Source organism: Pedobacter sp. KBW06 (assembly GCF_003852525.1).
Classification (GTDB): Bacteria; Bacteroidota; Bacteroidia; order Sphingobacteriales; family Sphingobacteriaceae; genus Pedobacter.
This window is the reverse complement of record NZ_QAJL01000005.1, coordinates 113689-134340: the sequence shown is the minus strand read 5'-3', so window position 1 is coordinate 134340 and position 20652 is coordinate 113689. Positions and strand designations below refer to the sequence as shown.

The window sequence follows — 20652 nt, the reverse complement described above, 5'->3', positions numbered from 1 at the left end:
AAAAACATGAAAGCAGTACAATTAACAAGGTTTGGAATCGAAAATCTGATCGTAAATGAACTGGAATCTCCGAGTCCTTTGGATCACGAAGTTTTAGTAAGAATAAAAGCGGTATCCTTAAATTACCTGGATACCATTATCGCCCGGGGAAGCTTTTCCAATGAGTTGAACTTTCCCTATATACCTGCTTCAGATGGCAGCGGGATTGTGGAATCGGTTGGAAAGAATGTCACCCGCTGGAAAACCGGCGACCGTGTTGCCATCCAGTACGTACAAAAATGGACAAAAGGAAACATCGATAAGGAAAGCAATTCCATTCGCGTGGCATGGCAAACTCCCGGTGTCATGGCCGAATATGTATGTATTCCCGAATACGGATTGGTAAAAGCACCGGACAACCTCAGTTTTGAAGAGACAGCAACACTGCCGATTGCAGCTTTAACAGCATGGCATGGCCTGATCAACCAGGCAAATTTACAATTGGGCCAAACCGTACTGACACAGGGTACCGGAGGTGTTTCCCTCTTTGCCCTGCAGATTGCAAAGGCTGCAGGTGCAAGGGTCATTGCTACAACGAGCAGCGACGAAAAAGCCGGAAGACTCAAAGCAATCGGAGCAGATGAGATCATTAATTATGCACAAAATCCGGATTGGCATCAGGAGGTACTTTCCCTCACCAATGGTGAAGGTGTAGACATTACACTCGATATCGCCGGGACTAAAACAATTGAGCAGTCCCTCCTCTCGATCAAAGAGAATGGTTTTGTAGGTACTGCCGGCTTCATTTCGGGAACAGAATTACCCCTGGATATACACCGGCATAAAATCAACATGTCATTTCTGCGGATACAGGGCTTAGCGGTAGGCAGTGCAGAAAGCTTCTCCGCGCTAAACCGTGCAATTGAGCTGACGAACTTACATCCCATAATTGACGAGGTATTTACCATAGACCAGGTTAAAGATGCTTATAGAAAGCTGGAGGAAGGCAGGCATTTTGGCAAGATCGTGATTTCAATATAACAGGAATCAAAATACCCATATCCTCATAGGGGTCGCTGTCGATACCTATTAATTTATTTGCCATGTATACACTTTGTATATACTCGTTTTTCTGCTTTTCATCGGGGATCTTCTTTCTTTGCCAGCAGAAAAACAACTATAAAATTATACAAACATGGCATTTAAACACCTATCTGGTCAGCGCTATTTTCTGATTGCGAAACATAGCGGTAAAGCACTTGGTTTTAAAAATGAACACCTTGGCAGCTCAATGGTTCAAATGACTTTAGATATTGACAATGAGTATCAGAAATTCAGCTTCGATGAAGGGAACCATTTTTACTGGATCATGCCGGCCTACAGAGCGCGATACCTGGCCATTGATAACTATTCTACAGCAAATGAAGTACGGGTTATCCAATGGCATTACGAAGGCGGAAAAGAAAACCATCATTTTCATATGGACCCTGCCGGTGGAGGTTATTACAGGATCAGGGTCTTACACAGCGGCAAATTTCTGGATGTCATCAGAGCGAGTGAGGCAGATGATGCAAGCGTCCTTCAATTCCAATTGTCGGGAACGGACAACCAACTGTTCAAACTGGTCCCGGTTACCGATGATGCGGTAGGAGAATCGCCAATGTCTTATGGGGAAACAAATGAGATGTTGCGCACCATCCTGCTGGGGGTCATAGGTGCCATCCCTAAGGTAGGTGGCGGAATCAGCGCAGTAATCGGCTTTTTCTGGAGTTCTCAGAATACCTTATCAGAACTCTGGGATCAAATGAAAACTTATGTGGATGCCCGGATTCACGAAATACTGGAAAAACAGGTGATAGACGGTTTGAGAGATGATGTGGCAGGATTATTAATTATTGCCAAAGAATTTGACGATTTATCGCCGAAAACGGTAGAAAAAGGAAGCAAACTGATCAGCGCAATCAGCTATGGATCAGGAAGACAAACCCATTTCTTAAACAAAAAAGCATCTGTATTGCCTTACTTACTTGGCTTGGGAACGATTATGATCGCCTTGCGCCGTAAGCTTCTCGTAGATTATTACGAAGTATTTGGATATGAGCCCTCAAAAAATGATTATCAAAAACATTTGGCGAGTTTGAAGGAATGCATCAAAGTTTTTTCGAAAGACGCAGAGAAACACAGAAAAACACTGATGAATTCCAGATTATCGCACCTCAGGGAACGGAAAGACATGAAGACGAAAGAGCAGCATGAAACAGGACAGGAACTCCCTTATTTTATTCTTTCTTCCCAGGCGGAAGATACTTATGACAAGTGGTCGATGTACTGGTCTATGATGTATAATGGTCAGATTGGCGACTTCGATTTTAAAGAACGTGCAGAATTTGCGGTACAACAACGCAGAAATCAAATCACCCAGCAATATGAATCTGAGCTTGACGAACTGATGGATCAGGCAAAACTATGGAAACATTTTGACCCCACAGAGGGCGATTACGTAGAAAAGGTCATTAAAAGAACAGTCGGAACTTTTGGTGGTTATCATGGAACAACAGCTTTCGAAGGTGTAAAAGATGCAAAGATCAACGCATTGACGCTATTTCAGGAAAATGGGAACCTGGTGGGTCTGAGGGTTGGATACGAAGGCCAGAACATAGAGGAAACCATCGGCAAATTCACTACAAACAGCACAAGGTTGGTGCTGGATAAAAAGGAATATATCAATAGCATTTACGGACATATGAGAAATCATATCGAAGGCATTTGGTTCATTACAGATAAAGGACATGTGATTGGTGGCGGAAAAACAAAAGAAACACGCTTTTCCGCAGATCTTGGAGATGGTTTAAAGCCCAAACTGGCACGCATCTCAGGTATGCACAACAACAACGTCATCCAACAACTCAACTTCCACTGGGAATATACTTATTAAAATAATTAACCTCCGCTCTCTTGTTCATCTGCTGATGAACGTACAAAAGCCCCACAGAAATGTGGGGCCTTTTGTTGATGATCAGAATTCTGAACTTAGTTTTCACCGTAATTACAAGGCATACTGACCAGCGATTTTTTCTTCCGGTTTAGTACTACACAAATACAAACACAGAAGAAAGAAATATTCCAGGGGTTTCATCAATCTGTAAACCAGGTTTGAACCCCGTTTACTGGTGATTTTCTTCGATAAAGGATAACCATATTTATCATAGCAGCTCCTGATTATCCGATGCGCTGCCGGGAGATTTTCCTGGATTAACGCTTCAAAAGCATTTGCAATGAGCAACTGTCTGTTTACAATAATTTCATGACCGTGTCTCCTTCCTAAACGCAGTGGTTTTACCACTTTCGGATCGCCACAAGCAGCCACTGTACATAAATAATGACCTTGGTGGTCTAAAAATGGTGGATGAGTTTTAGTGGAAAAGCGCCAGGTTGTGGTTTCGGTAAAAACTTTACTCATCGAATCTGCCTCTTGCCCGCATAAGATCAATAAGGCCACGATGATGACAAAAACCGGAATCAGTAAAACCAACACATAGAATGGCTGATGGGCGGTCTTCGCCATCTTTTGATTTAAATAATTGAGCACTTTATTGCGATAGACCTTATCATTTGCCACAGCAAGCTCTTCCACAACGCATTTACAAATTACGGCCACCGCAGTGATCATATAAGCAAAAGGTAAAAAACCGAAGAGCCATCCATCATAAGATTCAGTATTATGGGAGATTTGAACAAATACAGTGGCACTAACAGGAATCCCGATTAAAACAAAAACCAGCATCAGCACAAAGAGTAATGGAGGCATCCCCCTCCCCTTTAACCAAAGCTTCAATATTCCAAATACTGCCAGGACAAAAAAGGTGATCAGGCTCAGCAGGTGCCTGGACGCGAAGGGAGAATAGCCCCCATCAACGATGTCAATAGCGGTATAATAGTCCGCAGCATACACCATTAAACCGCAGCAGAACAATAAAAAAGAGAGTGTAAAGCCCGCTATAAATACATACTCCAGTGTTTTTACCGGCGTAGCCACTCCCTTTCTGGCCTGTTTGTACAGGAGGTAGCCCAAAACCGGCAATGACAATAAAAATAAGAGGATCAGAATGCCCACGATGCTATTTTAAAATATGGTGTTTATGATGTCCATTCTTCTCTTAACATAGAATATAAAACCAGGTCAAGAAACCGGCCGTTGACCTGGTCTGCCTGCCTCAGGATGCCCTCTTTTGTAAAATTCAGTTTCTTTGGGATGGCCAGACTTCTGACATTGCTTACCGCTGCTTTAATCTCTATTCTGTTTAAATCCAATGCTGTAAAACCATAACTGATCAAACCCTTACATGATTTTGTAATGATTCCCTTCCCTTCCTCGCTTTTCCCAAGCCAATAGCCAATTTCAGCACTTCTATTATGCGTATTTATATAATGTAATCCCATTTTCCCAACAGGTTTTTCGTCCAGTAAGATCACAAAATTTATGTCATTTCCCTGTTGATATTGCAATTCACAGTTTTTGATGTAATTATTGAAATTCTCCAGAGAGCCGGCATTGTCACCCCAGGCTAAAAATTCGGCAAAACGTGCCCTGTTTGCTTCAATAACCGCATATAATCCGGCAGCATGCTGCTCAGCAATCAGCTCAAGATATATATTTTCGTCTATATTGATTCTCATTTAAAGATCTTTAATTTCAAGGCCATCAAGTTAGCTAATTTATCTGCAGAATCCTTCAAAAACAAGAAAGCCCTTTCCAAAAAGAAAGCAGGGCGCAAAACCTGTTATGTTTTAGCACCATTCATTTTGTATATTTGAAAACTGACGAACTTATACGATAAAAAATTGTCAGGTCATTTGTATGCAAATCTATGGCAACCACGCTACCGGTAAAATTCCGGAACAATTATTTGAAATCAGGTTAAACAGCCTTTTAAGATGATCAGCAAAAAAGTAACCTGGATATTAACCAGTATCGGTTTAGCTCTTATCCTCCATTCTTCCTGTAAAAATGAAAAGAAAGACCCTATTGCAGAAAAGGCAACACAAAAAACAAAGATGAGCATTAAAAAAAACTCCAATCCGGTGGTCTATTTTGAAATTCCGGTAACCGATATGGACAGAGCCATAAAATTCTATACTGCCGTTTTTAATTTTGACTTTGAGAAAGACATTATTGATCATAATGAAATGGCTTTATTCCCATTTACAGTAACGGATAGTGGTATTTCCGGTGCATTGGCAAAAGGGGAAATCTACAAACCGACTATAAACGGCACATTGATCTATTTCAAGACAGGAAACATTGATGCGACACTAAAACTGGCCGTAAAAAATGGAGGAGAAATTCTCTATCCCGAAACCTCCAACGGCGTATTCGGATCCGTTGCGGAATTTAAGGACAGCGAAGGGAACAGAATTGCCTTACATAGGACTGCTGATCAATAAATAACCTGCTGGTCAGGAAAATCGGCCCTGTGGTCAAAAAAAAGCCTTCCATTTTAGATGAAGTTCTTTTCTTGTGTAAAAAGAACGAAAATGGAAAGCACACAACGACAAACCTACCTTGACTGGCTAAGGATATTATCCATATTGGGCGTATTAATTTTTCATTCGGCCATGCCCTATGTTGCGGAAGAGGGCTGGCACCTGAAAAATGCAGAAACCAGCAACCTGCTGATGGAGTCAAACCTGTTCCTCCATCTTTTTCGAATGCCCCTCTTGTTCTTCATTTCCGGTACGGTCAGCTTTTACATGATGCAGCGCAGATCAACGTTAAGCTTTATCGGCCTACGCTTCCGAAGGCTGTTGATCCCGCTTATATTCGGCATGTTCGTTGTCGTTCCCCCTCAGATCTATATGGAACGTCTGGTTGCGGGATATCAGGGTAGTTTCTGGGATTGGTATCCGGCGACATTCGATTTTGTGCCTTATCCAAAAGGCAACTTCAGCTGGCATCACCTCTGGTTTGTGGCCTATTTATTCCTGTACGACCTGATCTTCGCCCCGGTGTTTGCCTGGCTGATATCGCCCAAAAATGAAGGCTTCAAAACAAAAATTGAGGTGCTGGCTAAAGGTAAACGGATCTACCTGATGATGCTTCCCGGAATCATCTGGTACACGCTGATGAGCCCGGACTTTCCCGAAACCAACAACCTGATCAACGATCCCGCCTATTTTGTGTATTGGCTGCTCTTCCTGATGGCTGGCTTTATCTGTATTCTTCAGCCTAAGTTAATGGATAGCCTGGAACGGAACCGAAGATTCGCCTTAACGATTGGCTTTCTCACACTCCTACTGCTCAACTATTTAAGATGGAATAAAATTGAACCTGGTGATGAAAAGTGGTATTTCCGGGATGAATTCTTCACTTATCTTTTTTATGCCTTAAAACCAACCATAGCATGGGCCTGGGTATTCGCCCTGATCGGATATGGAAAACATTACCTGAACCGTAAAAGCAAAATACTCGGCTATTTAAACGAGTCTGCCTATCCTTTCTATATCCTGCATCAGACTGTGATCGTCATCCTGGTCTATTATATCGTCCAGCTGCCTAATGAAAGCATTTTGTCTAAATATATTTATACTTTAGGACTGACATTTTTTATAAGTGTGCTGACCTATCATTTGCTGATCCGCCCTTTTGCAGTCAGCAGATTTTTATTCGGTATGAAACCCATAAAAAATACGGTCGGCAAAAAAACGCCGACAGAAGAAACCGCATGACATGAAGTTTTTCAAAAAGTACATTTTCCCGGGACTTTATGGCCTCCTGATCTATTTTACCATCAGGCTGCTCCATGACCTTGCCGTTGATACTCAGTTCTGGAAAAGAGATTTAGCTTTAAATATTTTTGAAATTCTTTGCAGCATCTTGCTGGGGTATTTAAGCATTGGCATTTTTGAAGCGCTCTTCCGGTTTTACGACAAACGCTGGTCCCATCACTTAAATTATCGGGGCATCTTAAGGGAATTACTGGTATTGGTAGCTGCTAACCTCCTATTGGCTTACCTGATCCTGATCCCTATGGCTGCATTTACAGATGATGGCCTTTCCTGGGGAGATGTAGCGGACCTGACTATGATTCCAACGTTATATGCGCTGATCTATTATGGAATTGCACGCAGCAGAAGCTGGTTAAAAGCTTATGTGGACAATAAAATGCTCCTGGAAAAAATAACCAATGAACATTTAGAAACAGAGCTTAAATTCCTTAAAGCCCAGTATCATCCGCATTTTCTTTTCAATGCCTTAAACACCATTTATTTCCAGATGGATGAAGATTTGCCTGGTGCAAAGAGAAGTATTGAGCAATTTTCAGAGTTGTTGAGGTACCAGCTTTATGACCAGCAGCAACAGGTTCCTGTCCTGCTCGAAATCGACTACCTTCAAAGCTTTGTTGAATTGCAGAAGATCCGGAGTACGGATAAACTACAGTTACAGATCGCTTTTGATCCGCAGCTGAACACACAACTGGTGTATCCGTTGTTATTTTTGCCATTGGTAGAAAACGCATTCAAATTTATAGGTGGGGATTATCAAATGCTCATCGATGCCAGAATAAAGGAAGATGGTATTTTGTTTAGAGTAGAAAACTCCCTTCCTTTTGTCAGCCCCGGGAAAACTGAAACAGGTGGTATTGGACTGGAAAACTTGAAAAGACGTCTGAACCTGCTTTATCCGGGAAGACATTCCTTAAAACTGTTCCGGGAAAACAATCAATTTAAGGTGGTCCTAAAACTAGAATATGAGCGATAAAATCAGTTGTATCATTACCGACGACGAGCCTTATGCGCGCAAAGGCCTGGAGGGTTATATAGAAAAGATCAGTTTCCTTGACCTCAAAGGGAGCTGTGAGGATGTATTGCAGCTAAACAGTCTGTTGGAGCAGGAACCCGTAGACCTCCTTTTTCTGGATATACAAATGCCCCTTTTTACGGGCATTGAATTTTTGAAGACGCTTCGCAATCCTCCTAAAGTGATCTTTACCACTGCCTATGCGCAATATGCCATACAGGGTTTCGAACTGGAGGTGATGGATTATTTACTAAAACCCATCTCTTACGAGCGGTTTCTAAAAGCAGCAACCAAAGCGAAGGAGTATTTTTCACTAAAAGCCCGGCCCGGTGCATCTGCTGCTTATTTATTTCTAAAGGTCAATGGCAAGTTTGAAAAAATAGTCTTCGCAGACATTCTATTTATCGAAGGAATGGAGAACTATATAGCCATTCAGCTTAAAGATAAACGGATGATCAGCTACAGCACGATCAAGTCGTTACTTGAAAAACTACCCGCCACACAGTTTATACAGACCCATAAATCATATGTGGTGGGCATTGACAAAATTGATCGCATTGACGGGAACCTCCTGCACATTTGGAAACATCAGGTTCCCATCAGTAAATCCCTGCGAAAAGTAGTGATGGAAACGATACTGAATCAACGTTAACAATATTTAACATTACAAGGAGCTTACAAGCATCTGGTTTTATCGATATTGCAGTCCCAAATATCTGATATACTTATGATACGACTCCTTTCGCTGGCCTTGCTGATCACCGGTTCCTATAGCGCATTCTCTCAGACAGCCCCCCCCAATAAAGAGACGCTTAAAAAGAAATACGAGAGTTCCGACATCGATAAAGAGATTAAGAAGAAAATGCAAAGTGACATTCAGTATCCTGATAGCATTGTGTTGCCCCCTTTGCATTTCATTAACACCTTTGTTCCCTTAGATACTGCAAATTTAAATTTCCAGAGTTTTTCTGTAGATGTGGAGATTAAAACTGAAATTCCTAAAGGTTACAATTTTTATATTTCGCCATTTAATGCTTCATTTAATGGGATTCCCTATTATGGAGGCATTCAAACTTCCTCCGACGGACGGCCAGTTAAAGGAGGAAAAGACAGAAAAATAGGACGTGGAGGGATTTTTTCCAGATGGATGGAAAGAGATACTGCTGCCTTAAAAGGAGATGGTTATTATGCCAGCAGCGATGGAGAGGGCGACTTTATCAGCGTCCGGAATAAAGTAAAATGGGATAAGGGCAGTTATCGCCTGACCTTGTATAAGTCAGGAGAAGTGAAAGGAAAACCGCTTCCTGCAGGGTTTAAGAGCAAGGACCTGATGTTTGCCTGGGGCGAATATGAACACAGCTGGGTCAGCATGAGTGTTCAGAACCTGCTAACAGGACAGAAAGTCATCATTGGATCTATGGCTTTTCCAGGAAAAAAGCTATCCATCAGTCCGTACAACATTATTTTTCTGGAGCAATATGGTACGGTGATTAATTTTGCGAAGAAGAAACCTAAAGCAGCAAGTTTGGCCGTCAATTATAAAGACCTGCCGATAGTTAAACTGGAGATTAAGAACATCCTCATGAACGGGAAAGCCGTTATTCCTGCCAAGGTTACTACTTTGGTGAACAGGACCCATCATCCTGAGCAATCAAAAATAGCAATGCCTATTCCGGTCTTGTCGAAAGATGCTTATGATGCAAAAACAGGTATCCTCAGTTATGAAGTAGGTGGATTTCAGCGATGGAAATAAATCCCCCTTTAAAAATTACCAAAGGTGGCCTCAACCGGAAGGCCATCTTTTGAATAACAAACTCTGACATATTCCAGGGCTGCATCTTCCGCTAAGTAATAGGTCAGGTCAAATTCTCCCTGCTTGTAATAGTCCAGGCAATCAAGGTTAATCATTTCCAATTCCTCTGCTTCCATAGACAATTTATCAGCGAGTTCTCTTCTGGAGATCTTGTCTAACTCAGGAATCCTTTCCAGGAGCCGATCGATCTCCAGACAGCAGGCCCGCAGGTCATCGACCTCGTCAACATGAACACTAATGGAGAAGTTATGCTCCTCTGATTGATATTCGTCGAAAACGTATTCACCGACAAATATAAATTCCCCTATTCCGGGATGTATATATTCAGCGGTGTTTTTTTCCTTGATACAATTAAAAAATGTCCAGCTTATATATGCTTCATTTACCCTTTCTCCTCCCAGAGGGATCAGGTCCCACATCGTACTGAGTTCCTCTAAATTCGCTGTGAGGAATCTCCCATCTTCAGCGAAAAAACTATACCTTTCTTTCTTCAGGCGTACCTCTTTAATTTTAAAACTGCCGGGTACGTAGAAACTGGTAGCTCCTCCGGGGTAACCGGCAAAACATTTCTGAACCTGATCAATCTCACAATGCTCAAAAACAAGAAGAGACCTGGCAGCCTGCTGCTCCCAAAAATAGAACTGATCGGCAAAGCTTTCTGCTTCTTTCCCTGCTTCAGGGTTAGCATTGCTGATCCTGCCTAATAAATCAAATATTTTGGCGGTATCCTTATCGTCAATTTTCATGAGTTGCTGTTTTAAATGCCGGACCAATCTGTTTTACTAATCTGATAAACGAAATTCATTTTAGAGGCTTCGCCATAATAAGCCACTTCCTCTTCCCCCACTTTAACGGCATTCAATCTTTCAATGGCCATCTGCGAGCGGATATTTTGCGCACCAATATGAAACATCACCTGATCCACAAATTGAAAAGCATAATCAATCATCAGCCTTTTAAAGGAAGGATTGTAACCTTTGCCCCAGAATTTACGGCCCACAAAAGTATAGCCAATAAAAACATGGCGCTTTTCCGGATCATAATCATAATACCGGCTACTACCAATCACTTCTTTTGAACCTATATCCAGGATCAGGTAAGCGCCACCCGATTCAATTGCTCCGGTAAAAAAGCTTTCAAACACGGTTCTTTGGTAGCGGTCTTTATTGGGGTGCTGTTTCCAGATCAGCGGATCTGAAGCTACTTGATAAAGCTGCTCAAAATCACGCTCTTGCAGCGGGACAAGCTGAACAAGTTCATTTTCCAGGATGGCCTGAAAATCGGGTTGGCTGGTGTTCATGGGCTGCATCTTTTTTGTTCCTGATGATGATCCTAATCTAAGGAATTAAATGATTTCCTTAAAGACCGGAACAAATTGCATTTATCATAAAATTGTAAAGACAATTTTCTCCAAACAATCAGGTTTCCTATTCTTATATCTTTGAAACCGTATGTTCATCAAACTTTTTCATTTTCTGGCGTTGTTTGCGTACCTCAATATTATTGCCTACGAAGCCGGAGATACTTCCGTAAATCAAAAGCAATCTACATTTGCGGGCGACTCATTTCTGGAAATTGTACTTGATGACCTCCTGGATATCCCGATGCACAATTATGAAGACGACATAAAAATTCCGAACGAGAATTACCGTCTTTTCCATACCGGCATTTATATCCTGCCTGCAATTATTGTTTTCCTTTCCTTTTTCCTGTTTAAACAGATTGGAAAACTCATTGTTATTGAACATCCGCTTTACAGAACAAAAAGCATTTGTTTACCGAGTTATTACTCCCACCTTTTCAGGCTAAAACCATTCTAGCTTAAATATCTTTTATTAGTAATCTCTAAAGGCCGGTATTTCTTTAATCTGCCTCGCATTCAGCGCGGGCAAATTTCTGCTTTTACGCCTGCTCAGTGCTTTACTAATCCCAAAATTCTATACCTGCGAATTTCATTAAACCAATTATACATCTGGGCGTAAATACATACGTCCACAAAAATCAGTATTGCCATGAAGGTTAACTTTTTAGCTTATTCCCCTCTTTTTGTTGCACTTGCACTTACCAGCTGTACTTCTTCTGAAAGTAAAGAACAACCGGCCGCCGACAAATCCAAATCTGTACCTGTTGCTGCGATCCACGTTTTAGACACCACAATTCACAAAGAATACATTGCGGATATCCAGGCCGTAAAAAATGTAGAAGTCCGTTCCCGGCTATCCGGATTCCTGGAAAAAATCTATGTTGAAGAAGGTTCAGCGGTTAAAGAAGGGCAAATCCTGTTCAGAATAAACGACGAAGAATATAAGGCCGACCTTAGTAAAGCAGAAGCGGTCTTAAACAATGCAATAGCAGATGCAAAGACCGTTGAATTAGAGCAACAAAGAACAAAACTGCTGGTGAAAAACAACATCGTCTCCAAAACAGAACTGGACCTGGCAGCCGCCAAAGTTAAAGCAGCAGAATCACGCATTGCCGAAGCCAGATCCGTGTTACGTTATGCGAAATCGAGATTGTCCAACACCCTCATCAAATCCCCTTTCAGCGGACGCATTGATCGCCTGCCCTTAAAAGCAGGCAGTTTATTGGAAGAAGGCTCTCTCCTCACCTCCGTATCCGACCTGAGCACAGTAAATGTCTATTTTTCCATCACCGAGAAAGAATACTTAAATATCGCCAGTGATGCGGGATATGCCAAAAACAGCTTTAAGAAATCGGTCAAACTGACCCTGGCAGATGGTGCGGTATACCCCTTTGCAGGTCAGGCGAAATTTGCAGAAAGTGAATTCGCCAGTCAGACCGGATCTCTGTCCTTAAAAGCGAATTTTCCGAATCCTGAAGGCCTGCTAAAACACGGTGCTTCCGGTAAAATCAGCGTTCCTGTAGAAACAGGAGAAATCCTCGCTGTACATCAGAAGTCTGTTTTTGAGATCCAGGACAGAACCTATGTCTATGTTTTGGGAGCAGACAACAAAATCAAAATGACCGCTTTCCAGGCCGGACAAAGAATCGGGCACTATTATATGGTCAGCTCCGGTCTGAACAAATCCGATAAAATTGTCTTTGAAGGAACCCAAAGTTTACGCGATGGGATTCAGATCAACCCCATTGACCTTAACTTAAAAGCGGCTAACCCTATTGCTAAAAACTAAACATTTACCCAATTCAACACGCATTTATTGCGGATAGCTCCGGCAGACCTTAAGGATAACTCCGGGAAAACCATCCGTATAAATCCCATCATATTATGTTTGAACAATTTATAAAACGACCGGTATTGTCGCTGGTCATCTCGCTTTTTATTACCCTCCTCGGGCTCCTGGCCTTATTTACCCTGCCGGTTACCCAGTTTCCGGATATTGTGCCCCCCTCTGTGGTCGTTACGGCAAATTATACCGGAGCCAATGCCGAAGTAAGTACCAATGCCGTCGCCATTCCTTTGGAAAGGGCCATCAATGGCGTCGCCGGCATGACCTATATGAGTTCGGTATCCACCAACAACGGAACTACCCTGATCCAGGTCTTCTTTAAAGTAGGTACAGATCCGGACATCGCCGCTGTAAACGTGCAGAACCGGGTAACTACCGTTCTGGACGAGTTACCTGAAGAGGTAATTAAAGCAGGCGTAACCACCGAAAAAGAGGTAAACAGCATGCTTATGTACCTGAACATCTATAGTGAGGACAAATCTGCTGATGAGCGCTTTATTTACAACTTCACAGACATCAACATCCTGAAAGAGCTCAAGCGTATTGAAGGTGTGGGCTTTGCCCAGATCATGGGCCTCAGGGACTATGCAATGCGGGTATGGCTCAAGCCCGACCGCCTCGCTGCTTATAAAATCTCCAGCGATGATGTGATTGCTGCTTTGAGAAAACAGAATGTAGAAGCTGCTCCCGGACAAACCGGAATCGGATCCGACAAATCGATCAATATGCAGCAGTATGTATTGCGCTATCCGGGCAAATTCTCCGATGCAGAGGAGTATAAAAACATTCCAATCAGGGCAAACCCAGACGGTTCCATTATCCGGATCAAAGACATTGCTGATGTAGAATTTGGTTCATTAGACTATGAGATGGTTTCCAAAACAGATGGCAGGCCTTCTGCCTCCATCATGATGAAACAACTTCCGGGTTCAAATGCACAGGAAGTGATCAAAAATGTAAAAGAAAAGATGGCGGCGCTGCAGGAAAATTCCTTTCCTCCGGGCATGAAATACACCATGGGTTACGATGTATCCCGTTTCCTTGATGCTTCGATTTCGAGTGTACTCATTACCTTGCTGGAGGCATTTGTTCTCGTATTTATCGTTGTGTTTATCTTCCTGCAGGATTTCCGATCTACGCTGATCCCTGCACTGGCGGTTCCGGTATGTCTGATCGGCGCCTTGTTTTTTATGCAAATGCTGGGTTTCTCCATTAACCTGCTCACCTTGTTTGCCCTGGTACTCGCCATAGGGATCGTGGTAGATAACGCCATTGTAGTGGTCGAAGCGGTTTATGCGAAGATGGAAGAAGAACACCTGCAACCCATGGAAGCGACCATTGCGGCGATGAAAGAGGTGGGTAAACCGGTTGTAGCGATCACACTGGTGATGTCGGCCGTATTTATTCCTGTAGCTTTCCTTTCTGGTCCGGTCGGCATTTTCTACAGACAATTCTCTTTGACACTGGCATCGGCAATTATCATTTCCGGGATCAACGCATTAACGCTCACTCCTGCCCTCTGTGCCATCATTCTTCGTTCTCCGCATGACAAGCCGGAAGCAAAAGGCTGGATGGCCAGGTTTTTCGCAACATTCAATAAAGGCTATAATAAAATGGCCGGAGGTTATAAAAACCTGCTGGGAAGGATCGCAGGAAGAAGAGTCCTCACATTCGGATTGCTCATCGTATTTTTTGTAACCACCTGGGGAATGAGCAGTATCCTGCCCTCCGGCTTTATTCCAACCGAAGATCAGGGAATGATTTATGTAAATGTAACAACCCCACCAGGGGCTACAGTAGACAGAACAGAAAGCGTACTCAATGAAATTGATGCAATCAGCCGTAAAATGAAAGCGGTGGAAACGGTTTCGATCCTCGCGGGATATAGCATCGTGAACGAAGTTTCAGGAGCTTCATACGGAATGGGTATGATCAATCTCGTGGCCTGGGACAAGAGAAAAGAATCAGTAACGGAAATGATCGGAAACCTGAAAAAGGCGACGGCACATATCATGGACGCAGAGATAGAGTTTTTCCCTCCGCCAACCGTACCGGGCTTTGGTAACTCTTCAGGATTTGAATTGCGCCTCCTGGATAAAACAGGCGCTGACGACCTCAATAAGACATCCGAAGTGATGAAAAAGTTCATGGAAGATCTAAAAGCCACACCGGAGATTGGCAATGTCTTTACCACATTTGATGTAAGCTTTCCCCAATACCTCATCAAGGTAGATCATGACCTTGCAGCAAAGAAAGGAATCAGCGTTGAAAATGCGATGAACACCCTCCAGACCCTAATGGGTAGTTTTTACGCCACCAACTTTATCCGCTATGGACAGATGTATAAAGTAATGGTACAGGCCGGACCCAATTACCGGGAAAAACCGGAAGACGTACTGAACCTGTTCATCAAAAATGATAAAGAAGAGATCTTTCCGTTTTCAACTTTCATCACCATGGAACGTGTTTATGGTCCGGAGCAGATTACGCGCTATAACATGTTTTCATCGGCCATGCTCAATGGTGAAGCAACTGCGGGTTTCAGTAGCGGACAGGCGATTGAGGCGGTAGAAAAAGTGGCTAGAAAGCTCCCTGCAGGTTATGAAATCGAATGGTCAGGCATGACCCGGGAACAGATCCTTTCCGGAAATCAGGCGCTGTATATTTTCGCCCTGTGTTTGCTCTTCGTATACCTGATTCTGGCGGCACAGTATGAAAGCTTTTTACTGCCACTGCCGGTATTGCTGTCCTTACCTGCGGGTATTTTTGGGGCCTTCCTGTTCTTATGGATGTTTGGACTGGAAAATAACATTTATGCACAGGTGGCACTGGTGATGCTGATCGGGCTGCTGGGGAAAAATGCCATCCTTATTGTCGAATATGCGATCATCAAACAACAGGAAGGCATGGGTTTTTTACAAGCAGCAATAGAGGGTTCAGTAGCCCGTTTGCGTCCCATCTTAATGACTTCCTTTGCCTTTGCTGCCGGACTTATTCCTTTAATGATTGCCAGCGGTGCAGGTGCCCTTGGGAACCGTTCCATCGGAACGGCAGCTGTAGGCGGAATGATCATCGGAACGATCGTCGGCGTAATTGTGATCCCCGGGCTCTATGTACTGTTCTCTTCATTAATGAAAAAGAAAGCAAGCCTTCCCACAAAAAGCCTGAGCTTTATAGCGGGTATCCTGTTGATCAGCAGTTGTAACCTGAAGAAAGAACTCCCTAAACATGAACACCGGAACACTCCCAGCTCCTATGGACAAGCTACTGATACCATAACAGTTGCCAACACCCAATGGAAGGAATTCTTTAAGGACGAACACCTGATTGCTTTGATCGATACCGCCCTGGCCAACAATACCGACATGAAGCAGGCTTTGCATCATATTGAACTGGCCAAAGCCAATTTACGCATGCGTAAAGGTGCAATGTTGCCAAATTTAGACCTTGCTGTAGAGGCAGGTTTGCGCAGGTATGGCTTTTATACAGTAGATGGAATTGGCAATTACGATACCAATTTTTCGGGAAACCTGAAGGAAAACGAACGGCTGCCGAACCCGGTCCCCGATTATTTTGTAGGCATCAGAACTTCCTGGGAACTGGATCTATGGGGTAAGCTTAAAAACAAGAAACAGGCAGCAATGAATAAATTCCTGGCTTCCTATGAAGGACAAAAACTGGTTCAGACAGAACTGGTCAGCAATGTAGCAACGGCCTATTTTGAATTGCTGACATTGGATGAAGAGCTCAAAATACTGAAGAGAAATATCGACCTGCAGCAGAAGGGTCTTCAACTGATTGAAGTTCAAAAAGAAGCTGGCATGGCGACAGAATTAGGTGTTCAGCAATTCAAAGCTGTACTCTCAAATTCAAGAGCCAAAGAGCAGGATGTCCTGCAGCAGCAGCGCCTGATGCAACACCACCTGAACTTTCTGACGGGAAGATTTGACGGAGCTATTCCTCTGACAGAAAATGGGCTTGAATCATTTATTTCTACAAAAACTTTAAATGAAGGCACACCTTTGCAAATGATTGCTTTAAGACCGGACATCCGGCAGGCAGGACTGGAACTGATTGCCTCACAGAAAGAAGGTAAAGCAGCCAGCGCGGCCTTTCTTCCGGCGATTGTACTTGCACCACAAATTGGATTGCAGTCCTTCGACCTGAGTAAACTCTTCCAGCCCCAAACGGCATTGGCCTATGGCCTGATTGGCGGTCTGACGGCTCCGGTTTTCAATCAGCACCGCATCCGTGCAGAATACGAAAGCTACGTTGCTGCCTATGGCATAGCCTTCCAGAACTATGAGAAAATTGTCTTGAAGGCCTATAATGAAGTTCAGGATGCCTTAAAATCACAGGCGTTTATCAACCAAAAAAGAATCCACATTTCTGATGAGGTGAAGGCTTTAAATGCAGCTGTTAAAGCAGCCAACATTCTCTTCCTGACCGGAAGGGTAACTTACCTGGACATCATCACCAGCCAAAGAGACGTTTTGGATGCAGAGATGAACGAAGTTCAGGCAAGGAAACATCAGGTGCTCAACCAGCTTTCCTTATACAAGGCACTGGGGGGCGGCTGGAAATAAGCTTCCTTAACCAAAAAAAAGAGTTGCAGTATCACTGCAACTCTTTTTCATTATTCAACTGACAATGAACACGATAAACACCATCAGATTTTCTTCTTTGAGCTGATCTCAGGAAAGCATAAATTTGCATTCTTTTCCTGCACAATGAGAATAACAAAAGAACAGCTATTGGTGATCATTGATCCTCAAAAAGATTTCATCAATCCGGATGGGGCCTATGCAAAAAGACATTCCGGAATCAGGCAGATCCTGGAATGCAAACGCAAAATCAACGAGCTTTTAGCAGAAACACCGGCAGAGCGTCTGCTGGTCATCTATTCGGATTACCTGCCAAACCAGTTTGGAGCAGGACTTTCCATGGCCATCCCGGGAACATCCGGACATCAAATCGACATTGCCATTCAGGTTAGCCACCGGCTAATTGCCAAAACAGCACACAGCTCCTTCTCTTCCGAAGAGTTTTCCAGCCATCTGGAGAAAAACAACATTAAAGAATTGATCTTATGTGGCTTTTTAGCGGAATATTGTGTAAAACAAACGGCAATTGATGGCCTGTCCAGGGGATACAAAGTCTCTGTTTTGAGCGAATTAACCGGAACAGGAGATGATGTTCAGGAAAGAAAAGCACAGGCTTTAAAGGAATTGCAGCAATATCCGTTGTTTTCCTCAGACCATCAGGATTTCAAAAGATCTGAAAATGCGAATTCAGCTGATGAAGTATAGCACGATTCAGGATTAAACCCTAGATTAGTGCTAATGAAATTAACGACTCAAAAAGGAATGGTGATCTGGATGCTTGGACTATCCGGAGCCGGAAAAAGTACCCTATCTGATTTATTGGAAACACAGTTTCAAACCGAAAATATTTTTTCTATACAGCTGGATGGGGATCAACTCAGGAAAGGCTTAAACAAAAACCTTGGTTTCAGCATGGAAGACCGTGCAGAGAATATCAGAAGAGCTGCCGAGACCGCCGGAATTATGGCTGCTAAAGGTATTGTGGTAATCTGCTCTTTTATTACGCCTTTAAATGTACACCGGGAAATCGCCAGAGAGATACTGGGAGAGCTGTATTTTGAGGTTTTCATCGATTGCCCCCTCACTGTTTGTCAGGAAAGGGACGTAAAAGGCCTCTATAAATTGGCAGGAAACAATACCCTGAAAAACTTCACGGGCATCAGCTCCGCTTTTGAAAAACCGGAAAATCCAGATCTGGTATTGCTTACGGAAAGTCAAACGCCACAGCAATGTTGTGACCACTTATATGCAGCTGTAAGCTCCAGAATAACACAGCTGCAATTCAGCTAACTGCAATAGCAGAAGAATCCGGGATTTAAAAGAGAGGGCTTATTGTAAAGGAACTTCTCTTTTAAATTGTTCAGCATGGTTGCTCCGGCACTAACCGCAATCGCCTGTCCGGCAGCGGTATCCCATTCCATCGTTGGTCCTTTCCTGTAATAAATATGCGCTTTGCCTTCGGCGATGAAACAAAATTTCAGGGAGCTCCCGATTGCAAGTTTATCCGTTACCGGGAATTCCTTCAGGACTTCTTCTTCCTCCGGATCGGCATGAGAACGACTACCTATGGCTTTCCAGTTGCCCTTTTCTTTAGCCACAAAAATACGTTCAGCGGGCCCTCCGGGAATCATTTTAAAACTTCCATCTCTCAGACTTCCATAATAAATCAGGTTCAATACCGGACTATAGATCACTCCCATTACCGGTTCATTGTTTGCCATCAAAGCGATGTTTACCGTAAACTCACCATTGCGGCTGATGAACTCCTTTGTGCCGTCCAGTGGATCTACACACCAGTACAGCGGCCAGTCTTTCCTGATTTCGTAGGCAATCTCCGCCCCTTCTTCAGACAATACGGGAATGTCCGGATGCAGAGCCGTCAGTCCTTTCATAATGATGTCATGCGCCAGCTGATCTGCAGCAGTTAAAGGAGAATGGTCTTTTTTGGAAGTAATCTGGAAATCCTGTGCAAGATCATGGTAAACTTTCAGGATCCCCTGACCAGCTTCAATGGCTATGGCTAATATCGGTGCTATATCTATCTCATTCATCTCTCAAATCTAGGATACTTTCCATTGCGGAGCAATAGTATCATCAGATTGCTATTCCATTGCCGATTTTGTGCGGTTTATTAAGCCAAATCTGTAAATTGCTTTTTTTTAGCCATGAAGACCGAAACTTTTTTTGATTTTATCCATGTGGATGAGTACTCTGCAACGCCTAAATACCTGCAGCTTTCAGATGCCATCATCAAATCCGTTGAGCTTGGAAAACTGAAAAAAGAGGCCTTGCTCCCATCTATAAACGAATTGAGTTATAAGCTGGAGATCTCCAGAGACACGGCCGAAAAGGGTTATAAATACCTGAAATCTATTGGGGTAATCAACTCGGTACCGGGCAAGGGCTATTATATCAGCAGTACAGATGTAAAAAGAAAGTTAAAGGTTTTTCTGCTGTTCAATAAACTCAGCGCCCATAAAAAAATAGTTTACGATGCTTTCATCAATGCGCTGGGCGATGATGTATCTGTAGACTTCTATATCTATAACAATGACCTTACCCTTTTCAAGCGTTTTTTAAGCAATAAAAAAGAAGACTATACCCATTACGTCATCATTCCTCATTTTATGGAGGGAGAAGAGTATGCAAAGGAAATCATCAATACCATCCCGAAATCAAAGCTGATCTTACTGGACAAACTCATTCCCGGTATTGAGGGCGATTTTGCCGCGGTGTATGAAAACTTTGAAAAGAACATCTACGAAGCCCTGGAGCAGGCACTGGAACCTTTGAGCAGGTACCATACACTGAAGATCATTTTTCCTGACCCGGGTTATTTTCCCAACGAAATTCTGGATGGCTTTCATCGCTTTTGTCAGCAGTACGCCTTTTCCCACCAGGTGGTTAGCGACATTTCTACCGAGCCGATCAACGAAGGGGAAGTATTTATTAATTTAATGGAAGACGACCTTGTTATTTTGCTGGAACGGATGATTGATATGAACTATAAGATCGGCAAAAACGTAGGTGTCATCTCCTACAATGAAACTCCCTTAAAAAAGATCCTGCTGGATGGCATTACGACCATATCTACCGATTTCAAATTTATGGGCGCTGTAGCTGCTGAACTGATCCATGACCAGTCAAGAAGACATATTGAAATTCCTTTTTATTATACCAAAAGAGCTTCTTTATAAAGAATTCTGATCGTTTTTCCTTGTTCAACAGGATGGTACAGGACAGTTGATC

Annotated in this window: 18 protein-coding genes; 13 read left to right on the top strand and 5 right to left on the bottom strand. The window is 43.0% G+C overall.

The features are described from left to right. The first annotated feature begins 6 nt into the window (after positions 1-6). The gene (locus tag DBR43_RS26805) at positions 7-1020 is read left to right on the top strand and encodes a zinc-dependent alcohol dehydrogenase family protein (protein ID WP_124586417.1); all 1014 of its coding nucleotides are present in this window, start codon (positions 7-9) and stop codon (positions 1018-1020) included. A gap of 154 nt (positions 1021-1174) precedes the next feature. Then, entirely contained in the window at positions 1175-2914 is a 1740-nt protein-coding gene (locus DBR43_RS26800) for an RICIN domain-containing protein (RefSeq protein ID WP_124586416.1), read from the top strand. Between the two features lie 111 nt (positions 2915-3025). Here DBR43_RS26800 and DBR43_RS26795 read toward each other — a convergent pair whose 3' ends face one another. Then, positions 3026-4093 carry a DUF6688 family protein gene (locus DBR43_RS26795; RefSeq protein ID WP_124586415.1) on the bottom strand — a complete coding sequence of 356 codons (1068 nt, stop codon included), beginning with the start codon at positions 4091-4093 and terminating at the stop codon, positions 3026-3028. Between the two features lie 23 nt (positions 4094-4116). Further along, positions 4117-4656, bottom strand: a complete 540-nt coding sequence (locus tag DBR43_RS26790; RefSeq protein ID WP_124586414.1) for a GNAT family N-acetyltransferase — start codon at positions 4654-4656, stop codon at positions 4117-4119. Between the two features lie 258 nt (positions 4657-4914). Here DBR43_RS26790 and DBR43_RS26785 point away from each other — a divergent pair, with 258 nt between their 5' ends. The 5 genes from DBR43_RS26785 (at position 4915) to DBR43_RS26765 (ending at position 9530) form a co-directional block, all read left to right on the top strand. Then, a complete protein-coding gene (locus DBR43_RS26785; RefSeq protein WP_124586413.1) occupies positions 4915-5424 on the top strand; it encodes a VOC family protein in 510 nt (169 codons plus the stop codon). Positions 5425-5514: 90 nt separating this feature from the next. Next, positions 5515-6705: an acyltransferase family protein gene (locus DBR43_RS26780; protein WP_124586412.1), complete on the top strand. Its 1191-nt coding sequence runs from the start codon at positions 5515-5517 to the stop codon at positions 6703-6705. Between the two features lies 1 nt (position 6706). Then, a complete protein-coding gene (locus DBR43_RS26775) occupies positions 6707-7738 on the top strand; it encodes a sensor histidine kinase (RefSeq protein WP_124586411.1) in 1032 nt (343 codons plus the stop codon). Then, positions 7728-8429 carry a LytR/AlgR family response regulator transcription factor gene (locus DBR43_RS26770; RefSeq protein ID WP_124586410.1) on the top strand — a complete coding sequence of 234 codons (702 nt, stop codon included), beginning with the start codon at positions 7728-7730 and terminating at the stop codon, positions 8427-8429. Before DBR43_RS26775 ends, DBR43_RS26770 begins: the two co-directional genes overlap by 11 nt. A 75-nt stretch (positions 8430-8504) precedes the next feature. Continuing rightward, positions 8505-9530 (top strand): hypothetical protein, encoded by a 1026-nt coding sequence (locus DBR43_RS26765; RefSeq protein WP_124586409.1) that lies wholly within the window; start codon positions 8505-8507, stop codon positions 9528-9530. An 8-nt stretch (positions 9531-9538) separates the two neighbouring features. Here DBR43_RS26765 and DBR43_RS26760 read toward each other — a convergent pair whose 3' ends face one another. Next, positions 9539-10336, bottom strand: a complete 798-nt coding sequence (locus tag DBR43_RS26760) for a hypothetical protein (protein ID WP_124586408.1) — start codon at positions 10334-10336, stop codon at positions 9539-9541. An 11-nt stretch (positions 10337-10347) separates the two neighbouring features. Then, on the bottom strand, positions 10348-10890 hold the full coding sequence (locus tag DBR43_RS26755; protein ID WP_124586407.1) for a GNAT family N-acetyltransferase: 543 nt from the start codon (positions 10888-10890) through the stop codon (positions 10348-10350). A 151-nt stretch (positions 10891-11041) separates the two neighbouring features. Between DBR43_RS26755 and DBR43_RS26750 the strand changes: the two genes are divergently transcribed. From DBR43_RS26750 to cysC, 5 genes are all read left to right on the top strand, one after another. After that, a complete protein-coding gene (locus DBR43_RS26750) occupies positions 11042-11410 on the top strand; it encodes a hypothetical protein (protein ID WP_124586406.1) in 369 nt (122 codons plus the stop codon). Positions 11411-11602: 192 nt separating this feature from the next. After that, positions 11603-12742: an efflux RND transporter periplasmic adaptor subunit gene (locus DBR43_RS26745; protein WP_124586405.1), complete on the top strand. Its 1140-nt coding sequence runs from the start codon at positions 11603-11605 to the stop codon at positions 12740-12742. Between the two features lie 95 nt (positions 12743-12837). Next, on the top strand, positions 12838-17385 hold the full coding sequence (locus DBR43_RS26740) for an efflux RND transporter permease subunit (RefSeq protein ID WP_124586404.1): 4548 nt from the start codon (positions 12838-12840) through the stop codon (positions 17383-17385). A gap of 144 nt (positions 17386-17529) precedes the next feature. Next, positions 17530-18108, top strand: a complete 579-nt coding sequence (locus tag DBR43_RS26735) for an isochorismatase family cysteine hydrolase (RefSeq protein WP_124586403.1) — start codon at positions 17530-17532, stop codon at positions 18106-18108. 33 nt (positions 18109-18141) lie between these two features. Next, positions 18142-18693 (top strand): adenylyl-sulfate kinase, encoded by a 552-nt coding sequence (cysC, locus tag DBR43_RS26730; RefSeq protein ID WP_124586402.1) that lies wholly within the window; start codon positions 18142-18144, stop codon positions 18691-18693. On the opposite strand, the gene cysQ is transcribed toward cysC, so the two are convergent. Next, the gene (gene cysQ, locus DBR43_RS26725; protein WP_124586401.1) at positions 18690-19454 is read right to left on the bottom strand and encodes a 3'(2'),5'-bisphosphate nucleotidase CysQ; all 765 of its coding nucleotides are present in this window, start codon (positions 19452-19454) and stop codon (positions 18690-18692) included. The two genes, cysC and cysQ, sit on opposite strands and share 4 nt — an antisense overlap. 114 nt (positions 19455-19568) lie before the next feature. Here cysQ and DBR43_RS26720 point away from each other — a divergent pair, with 114 nt between their 5' ends. Continuing rightward, a complete protein-coding gene (locus DBR43_RS26720) occupies positions 19569-20600 on the top strand; it encodes a GntR family transcriptional regulator (RefSeq protein ID WP_124586400.1) in 1032 nt (343 codons plus the stop codon). Positions 20601-20652 lie beyond the last annotated feature (52 nt).

Bases quoted from the DNA above. Each gene is read 5' to 3' on its own strand.
- DBR43_RS26770 (WP_124586410.1), top strand. From the start codon at position 7,728: ATGAGCGATAAAATCAGTTGTATCATTACCGACGACGAGCCTTATGCG.
- DBR43_RS26765 (WP_124586409.1), top strand. From the start codon at position 8,505: ATGATACGACTCCTTTCGCTGGCCTTGCTGATCACCGGTTCCTATAGC.
- DBR43_RS26745 (WP_124586405.1), top strand. From the start codon at position 11,603: ATGAAGGTTAACTTTTTAGCTTATTCCCCTCTTTTTGTTGCACTTGCA.
- DBR43_RS26740 (WP_124586404.1), top strand. From the start codon at position 12,838: ATGTTTGAACAATTTATAAAACGACCGGTATTGTCGCTGGTCATCTCG.
- DBR43_RS26750 (WP_124586406.1), top strand. From the start codon at position 11,042: ATGTTCATCAAACTTTTTCATTTTCTGGCGTTGTTTGCGTACCTCAAT.
- DBR43_RS26760 (WP_124586408.1), bottom strand. From the start codon at position 10,336: ATGAAAATTGACGATAAGGATACCGCCAAAATATTTGATTTATTAGGC.
- DBR43_RS26735 (WP_124586403.1), top strand. From the start codon at position 17,530: ATGAGAATAACAAAAGAACAGCTATTGGTGATCATTGATCCTCAAAAA.
- DBR43_RS26720 (WP_124586400.1), top strand. From the start codon at position 19,569: ATGAAGACCGAAACTTTTTTTGATTTTATCCATGTGGATGAGTACTCT.
- cysC (WP_124586402.1), top strand. From the start codon at position 18,142: ATGAAATTAACGACTCAAAAAGGAATGGTGATCTGGATGCTTGGACTA.
- DBR43_RS26785 (WP_124586413.1), top strand. From the start codon at position 4,915: ATGATCAGCAAAAAAGTAACCTGGATATTAACCAGTATCGGTTTAGCT.
- DBR43_RS26805 (WP_124586417.1), top strand. From the start codon at position 7: ATGAAAGCAGTACAATTAACAAGGTTTGGAATCGAAAATCTGATCGTA.
- DBR43_RS26755 (WP_124586407.1), bottom strand. From the start codon at position 10,890: ATGAACACCAGCCAACCCGATTTTCAGGCCATCCTGGAAAATGAACTT.
- DBR43_RS26790 (WP_124586414.1), bottom strand. From the start codon at position 4,656: ATGAGAATCAATATAGACGAAAATATATATCTTGAGCTGATTGCTGAG.
- cysQ (WP_124586401.1), bottom strand. From the start codon at position 19,454: ATGAATGAGATAGATATAGCACCGATATTAGCCATAGCCATTGAAGCT.
- DBR43_RS26780 (WP_124586412.1), top strand. From the start codon at position 5,515: ATGGAAAGCACACAACGACAAACCTACCTTGACTGGCTAAGGATATTA.
- DBR43_RS26775 (WP_124586411.1), top strand. From the start codon at position 6,707: ATGAAGTTTTTCAAAAAGTACATTTTCCCGGGACTTTATGGCCTCCTG.
- DBR43_RS26800 (WP_124586416.1), top strand. From the start codon at position 1,175: ATGGCATTTAAACACCTATCTGGTCAGCGCTATTTTCTGATTGCGAAA.